The following is a 13,103-nucleotide window of genomic DNA, read 5'->3' as shown; positions in this document are numbered from 1 at the left end:
CGCAGTGCGCACCTTACAGCTATATGTAGGATGTCAAACTACTTTTTATCTAAGTCCTAATTTAATTTTAATTATAATTTATCCTCTGACTGGCAAAACGATCGCAAACTCAGTCCCAACTCCTGGCTCGGCATTCACCTCGATAGTTCCACCATGTTTTTCTACCACAATCTGATGGGCAATTGCCAACCCCAATCCCGTTCCTTTCCCGACAGCTTTCGTCGTGAACAAATGGTCGAATATCTGCTTTTTCACTTCTTCTGACATCCCAGTTCCGTTATCAGTAATTGTAACTTTAATGTACTCTTCCCCCATTACATCAGTGGAAATGCTGATGCGGTTGGGCTTGACGGAAATTTCGTTAAAACTGCGTCCTAGATTTGATTCTTCTAAGGCATCGATCGCATTAGCAAGCAAGTTCATAAAAACTTGATTCAATTGACCAGGAAAACATTCAATTTTAGGGAGATTGCCGTATTTAGCGATCGCTTCAATCTGCGGACGGTGTTCATTAGCTTTGAGGCGGTGTTTCAAAATTAAAATAGCGCTATCAATGCCATCGTGAATATTAAAAGAAACTTTGTAGTCTTTGTCGCCCCTGGAGAAGGTGCGGAGGCTAGTGCTAATGCTGGAAATGCGATCGCACCCGACTTGCATGGAATCAATCATCTTCGGTAAATCTGCTAACAGATAATCGATATCTATCTCTTCCGCGTGGTCGGCAATTTCCGATTTCGGTGCATCGGAGCGATACAAATTCAAGTGTTCCATAACATCCTCGAAACATCTTTTAGCTTCGTTCAAATTTCCAGCAATAAACCCAATCGGATTGTTTATTTCGTGGGCGACTCCGGCGACCAAATTACCCAAAGCCGACATTTTCTCGCTTTGTACGATTTGTAATTGTGCTTGCTGTAAATCTTTTAAAGTTCGTTCTAGGCATTGATTTTGCTCTTGCAAAAGCTCATTTGAGCGCTTGCGATCTGTGGCATCAACACCCAAACCAATAATTCCGATCGTCTCGTCATCGTAATTTTTCAACGGCACTTTTGTGACTTCTAAATAGTGTTGTTTTCCGTCAACCAATGTGAGAGTTTCGCTGGAGTAATGGGGCGAATCTTGGGCAAGGCAGGCGGCATCTGAAACCAGGCAGTTCGCTGCATTTTCCCCCAGTATATCTTTGTAATGCTCGACAGCTAGGAAAGCGCTCAGAGGCACGCCCACATCTTGACAAAATGTCTTGTTGAAAAATTGTACTTTACCCTTGGGATTAACCATCCAAATCCAAATCGGAGCGACATCAAGAATCGCTTGCAGCATTTGTTTCTGCTCGGCAAGCTGAGCTTCGGCTCGACTGAATTTTGTTAGCAATCGCTCTAATTTTTGGCTGTAATCCTGAGATTTTTGATATAGCAGAGCATTTTGCAAACTGATGGCTGCTTGGAAACATAGGAGATTCAGCCGTTGCAGACGATCGCGGGTAAAAACTCTTGCGGTTAACCGATTTTCTAGATACAAAATGCCGATTAATTTACCTTGATCGAGAATCGGCCAACACAACAAGCTTTGTGGTTGGTATTTGAGGATGTAGGAATCGGAATCCCAATCAATTTTTTGAGCGATGTCCCGCAAAATCACAGGTTTCAACAATTTTTCAACACAATCAACAATTTTTAGGGGCAGGATATCACTATTTTCATCGAGTGTTGCGGATGATAAGTCGATCGCCCGATCGACACCCAAATTATCGATCGCCCTTGCAGAAGCAATTTCCCATTGATTACCCTTTTGCAAAATCAGCACTCCTTTGTCAACGCCTGTATTTTTGATCGCCAGTTGTATCAGTTTGGCAATTAGTTGATCCAGATCTCTTTCACTAGAAAGCGCTTGACAAGCTTTTAGCAGAGTTGAAAAATTCCCGAAATCTGAGACTGTCGCCGACACAGACGGATTAATTAATGAAGGTACAGATTGATTTTGTTTGACAGGTATTGCGAAAGTTGCTAATGAATCTGTAGCGAGTTTTGCGGGCTGCCCGATCGGTGACAACAATTGAGAATAGGCTTTTTCTAAGTCGTCAATTTTGCCTCGATCTCCCCAGCGGACATAACAATTATAGGCGTCTATCATGTAGACTCTGGCAATTTTTTCTCTTCCCAATGACAGGTAAAACTTAGCAGCTAGTTCGCAAGCAAGAGCTTCTTCATTCAAATATTCGTTAGCGTTAGCTCCGGCAATAGCTCTATCGTAAAATTCCATTGCTTCTATAGTCTTCCCCAAAACACGGAGCCATTCTGCCTCAACCAAATCGAACTTGTGCTGGTGATCGATCGGGGTATGGTGCGCACATTCTTTGAGTTTTTCCTGACTTGTCTCAACGCGCTCAAGGATTTTTTGGCGCTCCATCGGTGTGGCACCGGCATAGATTTCCAAATCTGCCAACGCATCGTAAAAGTTGTGCATCATAGTTACTAGCATTGCAACACAATTATCCAAATAAATTTTATTTGTATCCCCCTCTCGAACTGTTTCGGATTGCGGCTGGAATATATTGCCAATCCGTCGCCTATTTTTGATACATTTTATCCCGATTTATCTGGTTAATTACTATAAATAAAATTCCCTAAATAGGAAGGTTTCATATATTGGTAAATAACTGGCCTCCGTTCTAGTTGGTCGAGAATATCTGTTTGCTTGAGGACTGTTTCGAGCGATGCAATTAACTGCCACTGATGCAACTCGATCGCATTCTGGCAGCACAGCCTCGCGGAAAGCCACGACAAACAGGTAACTGCGAGCGTAGCGTTTTATACTGCGCGTATAAATTTTGCCGGGAAGAGCGAGATTTTTGACCGTTGTGGCGAAACTGCAAGAGTTTGCGGAGGGCTAGTTGCCCGTCTCGATCGCCCACATCCCCGAAAGCGGTTCCATAATAGGTGTAAAATTGCGCGATCGGGAGCTCTCCAGGCATCACCGCAGTCAAATCTACAACATTTACTGTTGCATCCATATCGGCTGATCCCAAGCCAAACATTAGCTGGGAAATAGTTAGTGTATCTATCTTACGGCATAAACAGCAGAATTTTCAATCTCTCGATCTAAAATCCCAATGTTCTGCTACGGAACTACATTTTATACTGGGTCGAGCGGGATCAGAGATGATTACTTGCGTATAAGTTTCTGCGATCAATATTAAATGCGTTATAGCCTTTCTCAGAAAGATCAGGTACGCGAACGGCATAGGGGATATGGCATAGGGCATAGGGCATAGGGCATAGGGCATAGGGCATAGGGCATAGGGCATTGGGCATAGGGCATAGGGCATAGGGCATAGGGCATAGGGCATTGGGCATACCTCACTTTTTTGAGAACCGATATAACCCAATACGGTTCACTTAAGACAGATCTCGCCTAACCCCCCTTAAAAAAGGGGGGGAGAAGAATGCCCTCAAAGTCCCCCTTGCTTTCGGGGGATGCGAGGGGATCTCCGGGGTATAAATAGTGTTAAGTGAACCGTATTGCGATATAACCCAAATCATGAAATCTTCGTCGAATTCTTTCTGATGAAAGTAGTTCTTCCTCACTGTTACTGAATTGTTCAATTAGTTATCGAAATCCTCTACCTTCACAATTTCTGTTTCAACAACTCCCGCACCAGCGCAAAAGCCCTCCCCCGCCACTCCATCGGCAGCAGCGACAATCCCAAACCCGCCCACATTTTCGCCTCAAAAACCGACTTTCCAGCCCGCACCATCCGCCGCCCTTTTGCAGTTTCACCTACCTCAATCAGCCGCAAACCTAGCGCTAATTGAGTTTCTGCAATCCTCTTGAGCCTGACTGTTTCCAACTTCTCGGAATCAAACTCGTAGCTGGTCAAATAGCGCAATTTATCGCTTAAATAGGGAATTGCCCGATCGCATCCTTGCTGTCCTGCGTGAAATCGATACTCCATCAACAGCTCCGGCAAGTAATAGCACCTTTTGCCCGCAATAGCAAGTCTCACAAACAAATCGTTATCTTCGCAATTTTGCCAATTCGGCCGCAGAAAGCCGACTGATTCCAGGGCGCGGCGGCGAAACAAAGTCGCGCCTATTTGCAAACTCTGTCTCACAAAAACTGTGGATAGCAAATCTTCAATAATTCCGGCCGACAATTCGGTGCGGCCCCACCGCTGCGAATTGAGTTTTGTCAGGTTTTCGTCAATATTATTGTGAATGTCGATCGCCCAATGGTCGGTACTGACAAAATCAATATTGGGGTTTTTATCCAAAATAGCAGATGTTCGCTCTAGAAATTGCGCGCTCAGGCGATCGTCATCGTCAAATTTAATAAAATATTCGCCCCTTGCCGCCGCAAAGCCCGATCGCATATTATTACTTTTCCCGATATGCTGCGGGTGGCGAATGTAGCGAATCGGGCGATGGCGTCCCGCCCCGCAAGCTACGACAAATTCCGACATCAACAGCGGAGTGCTGTCCGTCGAACCGTCATCGCAGACAATTAATTCAAAATCCGTATAAGTTTGATCTAGCACGCTGGCGATCGCACTAGCGAGCAAATGCACTCGATTGCAAGTAGGAATGCAAACGCTAATTTTCGGCACAAACTGAGACCATCTTAGATTGTAGATTGTATGTAGATTGTAGATTGCTAAAAATTAAAGTCTTCCTTCTTCCTTCTTCCTTCTTCCTTCTTCCTTCTTCCTTCTTCCTTCTTCCTTCGGTCAACTGTCAACTGTCAACTGTCAACTGTCAACTGTTCCTTGTTGACTTCAATTCAAACGAGCCGTACATTCAAGAATTAACTTTTGATTCACCAAAGCAAAAGGTTGAATTTCCAAAGCGCGGCGAAAAGCTCGAATCGCACTTCTGTATTCTCCCAGAGCAGCGTAGCACAAACCCAGACCGTGCAACGCCCCAAAATGCACCGGATTTAGTTGGAGCACGGTTTCGCAGTCATGGATCGACTTTTTATAATTTCCTTGGGTATAGTGAAGTACGGCGCGCCGGTTCCAAGCTTCAGCAAAATCTGGCGCTTCCGCAATCAGTTTCGTCAGCAAATCCAAAGCGTGCCGAACATCACCCGAATCTAGCGAAACTTGCGATCGCCTGAGAACTTGCATCCCATACTCACCCTTCTGGTTAAACCAAGTGCGCCAGAGTTCTGTAGTAGCCCGATCGCGCACGCTTTCATCAGACTTTTTCAAGTCTTCGAGCAGCGCCTTCATAGATAATTCGTCCATAGGTGGGAGGATTGTTAAACAGGTTTTATCAATCAATTTTATCGCGACAGCGGCAACTTTATTTATCCAACATCCCATGCAAATTTTGATGCTTTCCTCGACTTTTCCCTATCCGCCAAGCCGCGGCGGAACTCAGGTAAGGACGTTTAATTTATTGCAATACTTGAGCCGACGGCATGATGTAATTCTCGGTACTGTGCGATCGCCCGATGTCACCGATGCACAAATCGACGCATTACGAGGGCAAGTTACAGAATTAGCAGTTTTCGAGACTCCTGGAACAGTTTCAACCGGGATATCTGGAAAAATTCGGCGTTTTAGTCAATTTTTGTTATCCGGGACACCTCCCAACGTATTCTCCAGCTACTCTCAAGCAATGCAGAATTGGGCAGACGATTTAGTCACAGCCGGCAAATGCGAAGCTGTTACCTGCGAACACAGCGTTAACGAAATTTATGTGCGCCCAGAATGGCGACAAAAACTGCTGACAGTCGCAAATATTCACAGTTCGGTTTGGGGAACTTGCAGGGAAATGTTAGCCACCGGGACTTCCCAAAACCCCCTGCGCGATCGACTAAATTTACCCCTACTCGCCCGCTACGAAACACGCTACTGTGCCAAATTCTCCCGTATTGTCGCCACCACATCCACAGACAAGCAGCAACTCCTAGAATTGCTGTCGCCACCGAGGCTGCGAGGGAAAGCAGATTTTTTTGAACCCACCATTGATGTCATTCCTAACGGCGTGGATTTGACAGAATTTCCGTATCGCGCGATCGATCCGGGAGGACACACCTTAATTTTTGCAGGCGCCATGAACAATTTGCCCAATATAGACGCAGCCAGGTTTCTTAGTTTGCAGATACTCCCAAAGTTGCAGCAGCGCTATCCCGATGCTAGCCTCAGCCTAGTCGGCGCCTCGCCAGTCCCCGAAGTCCTCTCCTTGGGGAAACTTCCGGGAATTCAAGTCGTAGGCCGGGTGCAAAGAGTGGCAGAATATTTGCATCAGGCTGCTGTTTGTGTGGTGCCCATGCGGATTGGTTTTGGGATAAAAAATAAAACTTTGGAGGCGATGGCTGCGGGAACTCCCGTGGTGGCGAGCGATCGAGGTTTGGAAGGTTTAGCCGTCGATGGTCGCACCCCACCACCGATCGAGGCCTTGCGGGCAAACGAAGTTCAGGAGTATGTTGAAGCGATTACCAGTTTGTTTGAAAATCATCAGCTAAGACAGGAGTTGTCTCTGAACGCGCGATCGCGAATTGAAAGCCAATACACCTGGGATATCATAGGTCGGCAGTACGATCGGCTATTCCAATTTTAAACTCTAAATTCTAAAATCTAAATTCTAAAAATTCGACGATGGAACACAAAATAAACTCCTCAAAAAATCGAGCCAAACCCCCAGAAAATTCCAAAATTGCTCCTGCTCCGACCAGACGCCGCCGCCAAAACCGACGCCCCAAAAAACTGCAAGAGTCCCAGCTTCCGATAGCTGGTACCCCAACTCCCGCCAGATATCCCTGGAAAAGATTAATAGCTAATTTGACCGCCCTCAGCGTCTTGTGTGGCTTTTCCGCTTTGATGGGAGGCGGCGCTTGGTTGAGTTACCAGCTAATTGTCGATCCCAACGGTAACAAATTAGTCTCTCAGTTTGTACCCGGATGGTCGCGCCTGCCTACAGGTAGCAGAGATACGATCCAAACTCTCGATCAAATCAAAGCCAGCATCCGCAAATTGGGATTCATCACTGGCGAACCCCTGCCGCTTCCTATTGAGAAATCGGGCGATAATTTTATTTCCGACTTGCTGTTGCCGGTGATGGTGGAAAGGAATGTTAATGCTTCTACTGTTTGCAAAAATCCTTGCCGTCAAATTGTCGAACTTCGCGTGTACAAGCGCGTGCAACTTCCCGATCGCGATTCCGAAAAAGAGCAGTATTTTCAGCTAGCAAGTTCCGTGAATGTAGAAGGCCCTGCGGAATCTTTTGTGATTGCTTCTTTGGATGACTCTACATCTAACAATCAAGCCTCAAATCAGTCGCTACCGCTGACAGAACTGCGCCGCTTTGACGGAAAAGCCCCCGCCGAGGGCATTTGGTTTAATGTCAGCGGTCAACTGGTGCGGGGCGACAAGAAAATTCCCTACGGACAAGTCGTTCGCTACAACCCCAGCCAAAATCATTTAATCTCGCTGTTGGATTGGGCGAGTGTTGCTGGACAACCGCCGAATTGGCAGCAAATTGTTAAGGGGAAAAACCCGCAATTGGCGATCGACCAAACAATTGGTTTAGAGCCGCAATTTACCATTTATCAAATAGGCCCGCGCAAATTTATCCCGAACCCAGTTCAATTAACCGCGATTTCCTTAGAAGAATTTGCCTTCAATGACGAGACTTATAAAAATGGGCTGCGGCTGGCAAAAAGCGGACTTTGGTCTCCGGGATTAAATGTCATGCGTATTGCTAAGGGGAAAGCCGGCCAGAATTGGCCTGCTGCCGCGCAAGCTCAGCTAGAAACGATCGAATTTCACGCTAAAATTACTCGAGCTCAGGCGATCGCATCTTGGGCCAGTCCCAGCCAACAAGTGCTCGCAGAATTGATCGACGGCCGCTGGAGTCAAGCTTTGCAAGTATTTGAAGCCGATCCTAGCAACACTCACGAAATTGCCACAACCCTCAAAAATGAAGGCGGGCGGATCATGAACCGCGTAGACGCCGCCTTGAGAGTCAACGCATCTGACGCCGATGTCAAGGCTTGGGGCGCGCTGATTGTAGCATCTCAAGACGGAACTCGCGAGGCGATGAATTGGCTCGACCAGCAATTAGATACTGACAGCGAAAGTCGAACTCGTATTCGGAATTTGGTCAATAAACTTGAGGAAGCAGTTTCTGTGGCTCAAACTTTAGAAGACCACAAGAGTCAAATTATGGGTTCTGCTACCGTAATTAGCAGTATCAATCCCACTGAGTGGCTGGAACCAGAACCCAAAAACGAGTTAAAATTGACCGAAGAACAAGTTTGGTATCAGGTGCAGGTAGCGAGTTTTTACGACGGAACCCGCTGGGTTAATCCGCCCTTTACAGATGTAGAAGTCCGCTCTTTTCCTGCTACTCAAGTCAAGTGGCTTTGGGGGCGGCTGGGCTTGCAGGCTGACCCCAAGATTAAGATTGAAGTAGCGATGGCTAACGGTCAACAAAGAGTCGCTGTGGGAACCGTCAAAGCCGTGCAGATTCAAGACGGAAATCTACGCTTGCTAGCGGCGGTTGACAAGCGATCTTGACAGTTGACAGTTGACAGTTGACAGTTGAGGGCGACCTCTACCTGGAAGTCCGAGGATTCGAGTAATGAATAGTCTTGTTTTAATTTCTCCCTAGAAGGAAGAGGCTTTAAACCAATTCTTTCTGGTAATCTGGGATCGAGCATTCGGTAGAAGGAACAGTCCGGGATGCACTCTTGACACAAAGAAACCGGGTTTTTTTACCATTTCTGCCGATCGCAACAGAAGTATTTTCGTAAAAAAACCCGGCTTCCTTCCACCCGTGGGTCCAGAACTAGGAATCAGGAAAATGCTTTCTTCTCCCCCTCCCGCAACTCCGAAAGAGGCGCAATCTCAAAACTCTTCCCCTCCCCACTTATCGCTCTTGGACAACAATGCAGACAAAAATTTTGTTAATTAAATTAACACAAGTTGCACACAAAAAACCCAGAGATGTCAAATCGCGCCCTTTTTAGAGAGTGCTGCAATCATCTGCCGTTTCACCGCTTTAGCCCAAAGCTCAAACTCCAAACTGTTGATATCGTTAATTGTCACTTCCTCAACAGGCTGAGTTGGGGCTTCTTTCTGTGCTGTAGTCTCCATTGTTTTTTTCCTCGTCCAAGAATTGTTAGTAGTCGATCGCAAGCAGTCAGCATCATACCTCTATTTTATCTACTAATTACTGCCATTAATTACACTAAAGGCAGAGATTTGATCGATAAAATGCAGTAAATACATCTAGATAATGCAATTTGCGAATTTAATGTAAGAAAACCCTACAACTATTGTTATATATAGGCTTTTCCTGACATTAAAATTTTACAATTTACATTGTATGGCACTATCAAACCAATGCTTATGTTAGTAAACTTATTTTTAAATGAATGTATTGCCATATACAGCAGAAAATGATTTTATTCAATTTACAGAGTACCGTAAAGGCGATCGGCAGCATCTCCCAGTCCGGGTCAAATAAGCCCTATGGAAACACATATCCGACCCCAACAGCCTCCCGACCGGTCTCGCTCGCTGTCTCGCACTTCGGAACAGTCCGCTAACACAGATCCGGAGTTTCGCACCAGAATCTTCCGGAACATGGACCAACAGATATGAATCTTAGAAAGTATCAGCAGAAAACCAGTTTACTAGATAAATTAACTAATCAAAAAAACTGATCTAGGTACTGCAATTGAAAAAAATAGCTTGGATTCAACGGCTTTTTTATCTTTCAAGATGACCGCCGTCATATCCAAGTTAAAAAACATTACCTAAATTCAATTGCATTTCTTTAATCTGCTTAACACACAACTCAACTTATTAAGGAGAACATCCATGAAGTTTATAAAACTCTTGGTAGCGACAGCATTAATGACGGCTTCTATCAGCCCCGCATTTGCTGCTACTCCGTCAGTTCAAATATTAGGTGCCAGCTACGGCGGTAGCGGTTGCCCAGACCGCTCCGCCAGCGTCAGCGTCAGCCCCGACGGTCAAGAACTCACCATCCTATTTGATAAGTTTGCAGCCCAGGGAAATGTCTCAACAGAAAGGCGTAAAAGCTGCAATCTGAGCATTCCCATCAAAGTACCCCAAGGCTTCCAAATTTCTCTCTACGATGCTGATTACCGCGGCTACGTTGCTCCTAGCACCACAGGCAACTTGCGAGCAGAATACTTTTTCGCAGGAAGCCGCGGCCCAGTTTTTAATCGGAATTTAAGCGGAGAAACTAACTACAATGTGCGAGATAGTTTAGTCACTGTAGCTGATGTTTGGTCTCGCTGCGGCGACAGTGTAAATATGCGGGTGAATGCCTCGATGACAGCCAGTGGTGCCGGCGCAGCCACCGTGGACTCTTTCGATTTGGCTCATCGCGGTTTAGTTTATCACATCAAATATCGCACTTGCCGCTAAACACAGAACCAGCAAAAAAACATAACACCTATGACCTGGTTTCGTAAAGGAACCGGGTTTTTTCCTGCGCTAATCACAACGTTCTAATTAAGATCAAGTTATTAGTATTCGTAGAATGCGTCGCCTGAAAAAAATCCCAAAAACTATCGACAATCCGAGCGCGACGCACCTGACAAACAGGGTTGAGGAAACAAACCCAACACTTCTGATGTAGCAAGACTTTTTCAAATTAGGATCAGGTGCGTCGCTGTAAAATTGTAGATTTTTTTAGGGATTTTCCTTCTTCCTTCTTCCTTCCTTCTTCCTTCTTCCTTCCTTCTTCCTTCTTCCTTCTTCCTTCTTCCTTCTTCTAAAACACAGTACCATCACTTTCAATCTGAATTGGCGGCACTCCACCAGCCCTCAATTCCCCGGCAATTTTTCGCCCAGCCGCCCAAGTTCCCCCTTGCAAAATCTTCACCAGCGGCAATTCTGTCGCACTCAAGTGCAGCTTTTCTCGCATAGCTGCGGCAATTTTATCTAAAAGAATCACAGTTAGCGATCGCCATTCTACTATAATTTCCGAACCAGGCAAATAACTCTGCTCAAAAATAACCACATCTTTTGCCCGCATCAGCCCAATATCCAAACATAAACCGCCGTTGCGGTACTCCGGCAATCCCGTTAACTCATCCAATCCGGCGACGACTAAACCAAGTTCTTGCAGCGGTTCCAACAGCGAATAAGTCAACCACTGCGAGAGTTTGTGAAACGGCACAAATTCATCTGCCAGATTTTCTCCTTGTAATGCCGGATGTCGCCAAACATCGCCTAAATTAACACCAGCAATGGCATATCTTCCCGGCCAAATTTCCCCAAAACCTGTCAAAACAGCCCTCAATACTTCAACAGCCTTCACAGTTTTGACTCCATCAACCAGACTGTCAAGCAAATATTGTGCCAAATTGCCGGGACGCGGATTGTCGCTACCAAACAATAATGGATGCTGGCAAATTGCACTCCCCAAACGCTGCAACAATTCTAATCTGCCTGTTAAACCAATTAGCGGATTGTCTCGACTTACCTGAAATCCGGCTGCTAAGGTTTCTAGTTTTAATTGAGAAAGTCCGCGAGAATCAGCAGAAAAAGGAAAATCGGGATTGCTGGAAAAAATACCTTGACAAAACATCCGAAAAGTGGCTATTGCTAATCCTTCAGAACGGCGGTAAACCTGTCCTGTTTCGGCTTCGCAATACTGCCAATCGGCACCGGCGCCGGCATCGAGCAAAACGCTGATAATTGCTAAATCAAATTTGATCTTAGCTTGTTCTATGAGTGTAAATTGTGCTAACGCTGTATTTAATTCGGCGAGGCGCGGTTGGTTGCCGGCTTCAAAATGCCGCCAGCGACTGTGAAAGGGAATGTTGAAATCGGGATACTGTTGGCGCGTTGTGTCGATTACATAATTTGCTGCTTTGTCGAGTTGGGATAAATCGACGCGGAAGTAGCGCAGTTTATTTTCGGAGGCTAAATTAAAAAGCCGATCGCACTTTTGGCGAATCGCAGCCGGCGTTCTCAGATATTCTACAGCCTCAAGTTCAATATTGTGCAACTTCATACAACCAAACACCGGTAAACATCATTTTCCTTAAAAAAGTCAAACTGACTGTAATCTAAAAGATTATCTAAAATCACATTTCTATCAATTTTGATCAGCTTATATTCCCACTTCGAGCCACTGACTTCACGTTTTATTTGATCGGAAACTATCACCGAATTCTTTTCTGTACCCGGAGATACTATTTTACTTAAATCTTCCAGCCTGTCGGCGATGTTAATATCTTTGCCGTAAGTACAAGAGCGAAATATATACAAATTTCCTTTAGCAATTCCCACCGACAAGCCGCAAGGTATTTGATTGCCGTGAATAAACAGTTTCCAATTTTCGCACAAACTTTCCATTGCCGCTAAGGCTGCGTGAGCTTCTGGGAAAGTCAACAAATGCGAATCGCCAACAATACTCCGAATTGTGCCACCGTATTCTTCGCAAATGGTTTTTTCAAAAGTATCGAAGTTGGTGATCAAATATTCAACGTCTCTAATAGAATTAGATTCTTGATAAGCAATAAAACCTCTCAAATCAGCTTTAATTATTGCTTGATTTTCAACAATTCGCGTTTTATAACTTTGGTCAACTTTGTAAACCTTTTCAGGTTCGCTCATCCCTTTCAAAGAAAACTCATTGACAAAAGATGTTTGCACTTCTGCTTTGTTGAGCGCCAGCCATGCTGCTTGGGACAAATATATTTCATCCGGCGGAGTTACTGATTCTATGCGCGCTGTTAAATTCACCGTATCGCCAAAAATATCTTTATCTTGATGCAAGACATCTCCCAATGTAATCGACACGCGAATAGCCAATCGTTCGTCGTTGGATTTGCTAGATTGTTGCGATCTCAATTCTTGCTGCATTTCTATGGCTGCCATCGCCGCTGCTGTGACGCTGGGAAAAATCATCCAAAAGGAATCACCTTCCCCTTTGATCAGGCTGCCTTCATTTCTGGTGCTAATCTCTGAAATAAAATTTTTATGCTCATTTAACAAACTACTTAATTCCGACTGAACTAATTTTTTAACTCTGGCGGTATATCCGCAAATATCTGTTTTTACGATCACAGTAGAACGCAAATTAGCCATAACCTACCCTGACTGATCAAAA

General features: G+C 45.1%; 11 protein-coding genes and 1 pseudogene. 3 read left to right on the top strand and 9 right to left on the bottom strand.

What is annotated here, in order from left to right; all coding sequences use genetic code 11:
* Nucleotides 1-78: 78 nt before the first annotated feature.
* The 6 genes and pseudogenes from QUB52_RS29235 to QUB52_RS08525 form a co-directional block, all read right to left on the bottom strand.
* Nucleotides 79-1,320 carry a PAS domain-containing sensor histidine kinase gene (locus QUB52_RS29235; RefSeq protein ID WP_442923184.1) on the bottom strand — a complete coding sequence of 414 codons (1,242 nt, stop codon included), beginning with the start codon at nucleotides 1,318-1,320 and terminating at the stop codon, nucleotides 79-81.
* Between the two features lie 162 nt (nucleotides 1,321-1,482).
* Nucleotides 1,483-2,130, bottom strand: a pseudogene (locus QUB52_RS29230) (GAF domain-containing protein); the annotation flags it as partial.
* A 589-nt stretch (nucleotides 2,131-2,719) separates the two neighbouring features.
* Complete coding sequence (locus QUB52_RS08540) at nucleotides 2,720-3,010, bottom strand: hypothetical protein (protein ID WP_265240021.1); 291 nt, start codon at nucleotides 3,008-3,010, stop codon at nucleotides 2,720-2,722.
* Between the two features lie 615 nt (nucleotides 3,011-3,625).
* The gene (locus QUB52_RS08535; RefSeq protein ID WP_265240022.1) at nucleotides 3,626-4,603 is read right to left on the bottom strand and encodes a glycosyltransferase family 2 protein; all 978 of its coding nucleotides are present in this window, start codon (nucleotides 4,601-4,603) and stop codon (nucleotides 3,626-3,628) included.
* Nucleotides 4,590-4,727 (bottom strand): hypothetical protein, encoded by a 138-nt coding sequence (locus QUB52_RS08530; RefSeq protein WP_265240023.1) that lies wholly within the window; start codon nucleotides 4,725-4,727, stop codon nucleotides 4,590-4,592. The genes QUB52_RS08535 and QUB52_RS08530 overlap by 14 nt, the downstream gene beginning before the upstream one ends.
* A 44-nt stretch (nucleotides 4,728-4,771) precedes the next feature.
* The gene (locus QUB52_RS08525) at nucleotides 4,772-5,242 is read right to left on the bottom strand and encodes a tetratricopeptide repeat protein (protein WP_265240024.1); all 471 of its coding nucleotides are present in this window, start codon (nucleotides 5,240-5,242) and stop codon (nucleotides 4,772-4,774) included.
* 76 nt (nucleotides 5,243-5,318) lie between these two features.
* Here QUB52_RS08525 and QUB52_RS08520 point away from each other — a divergent pair, with 76 nt between their 5' ends.
* Together QUB52_RS08520 and QUB52_RS08515 are read left to right on the top strand one after the other, a co-directional pair.
* A complete protein-coding gene (locus QUB52_RS08520) occupies nucleotides 5,319-6,563 on the top strand; it encodes a glycosyltransferase family 4 protein (protein ID WP_265240025.1) in 1,245 nt (414 codons plus the stop codon).
* 38 nt (nucleotides 6,564-6,601) lie between these two features.
* Nucleotides 6,602-8,521 (top strand): hypothetical protein, encoded by a 1,920-nt coding sequence (locus tag QUB52_RS08515; protein WP_265240026.1) that lies wholly within the window; start codon nucleotides 6,602-6,604, stop codon nucleotides 8,519-8,521.
* Between the two features lie 432 nt (nucleotides 8,522-8,953).
* Here QUB52_RS08515 and QUB52_RS08510 read toward each other — a convergent pair whose 3' ends face one another.
* Nucleotides 8,954-9,100: a hypothetical protein gene (locus tag QUB52_RS08510; protein ID WP_265240027.1), complete on the bottom strand. Its 147-nt coding sequence runs from the start codon at nucleotides 9,098-9,100 to the stop codon at nucleotides 8,954-8,956.
* A 729-nt stretch (nucleotides 9,101-9,829) separates the two neighbouring features.
* On the opposite strand from QUB52_RS08510, the gene QUB52_RS08505 reads away from it, so the two are divergent.
* Entirely contained in the window at nucleotides 9,830-10,405 is a 576-nt protein-coding gene (locus tag QUB52_RS08505) for a DUF4360 domain-containing protein (protein ID WP_265240028.1), read from the top strand.
* Between the two features lie 349 nt (nucleotides 10,406-10,754).
* On the opposite strand, the gene QUB52_RS08500 is transcribed toward QUB52_RS08505, so the two are convergent.
* Both QUB52_RS08500 and QUB52_RS08495 read right to left on the bottom strand, forming a co-directional pair.
* Nucleotides 10,755-12,002, bottom strand: a complete 1,248-nt coding sequence (locus QUB52_RS08500; RefSeq protein WP_332973033.1) for a URC4/urg3 family protein — start codon at nucleotides 12,000-12,002, stop codon at nucleotides 10,755-10,757.
* The gene (locus QUB52_RS08495; RefSeq protein ID WP_332968936.1) at nucleotides 11,999-13,081 is read right to left on the bottom strand and encodes an adenylate/guanylate cyclase domain-containing protein; all 1,083 of its coding nucleotides are present in this window, start codon (nucleotides 13,079-13,081) and stop codon (nucleotides 11,999-12,001) included. The genes QUB52_RS08500 and QUB52_RS08495 overlap by 4 nt, the downstream gene beginning before the upstream one ends.
* Between the last annotated feature and the right edge of the window lie 22 nt (nucleotides 13,082-13,103).

It is taken from the genome of Microcoleus sp. A6-C6 (assembly GCF_036705955.1).
Taxonomy (GTDB): domain Bacteria; phylum Cyanobacteriota; class Cyanobacteriia; order Cyanobacteriales; family Microcoleaceae; genus Microcoleus.
This window is presented reverse-complemented; position numbering and strand designations above follow the sequence as displayed.

What these genes read in the sequence shown, in the direction of transcription:
- QUB52_RS08515 (WP_265240026.1), top strand. Translation starts at nt 6,602, where the DNA reads ATGGAACACAAAATAAACTCCTCAAAAAATCGAGCCAAACCCCCAGAA.
- QUB52_RS08495 (WP_332968936.1), bottom strand. Translation starts at nt 13,081, where the DNA reads ATGGCTAATTTGCGTTCTACTGTGATCGTAAAAACAGATATTTGCGGA.
- QUB52_RS08500 (WP_332973033.1), bottom strand. Translation starts at nt 12,002, where the DNA reads ATGAAGTTGCACAATATTGAACTTGAGGCTGTAGAATATCTGAGAACG.
- QUB52_RS08525 (WP_265240024.1), bottom strand. Translation starts at nt 5,242, where the DNA reads ATGGACGAATTATCTATGAAGGCGCTGCTCGAAGACTTGAAAAAGTCT.
- QUB52_RS08540 (WP_265240021.1), bottom strand. Translation starts at nt 3,010, where the DNA reads ATGGATGCAACAGTAAATGTTGTAGATTTGACTGCGGTGATGCCTGGA.
- QUB52_RS08505 (WP_265240028.1), top strand. Translation starts at nt 9,830, where the DNA reads ATGAAGTTTATAAAACTCTTGGTAGCGACAGCATTAATGACGGCTTCT.
- QUB52_RS29235 (WP_442923184.1), bottom strand. Translation starts at nt 1,320, where the DNA reads ATGCTGCAAGCGATTCTTGATGTCGCTCCGATTTGGATTTGGATGGTT.
- QUB52_RS08510 (WP_265240027.1), bottom strand. Translation starts at nt 9,100, where the DNA reads ATGGAGACTACAGCACAGAAAGAAGCCCCAACTCAGCCTGTTGAGGAA.
- QUB52_RS08520 (WP_265240025.1), top strand. Translation starts at nt 5,319, where the DNA reads ATGCAAATTTTGATGCTTTCCTCGACTTTTCCCTATCCGCCAAGCCGC.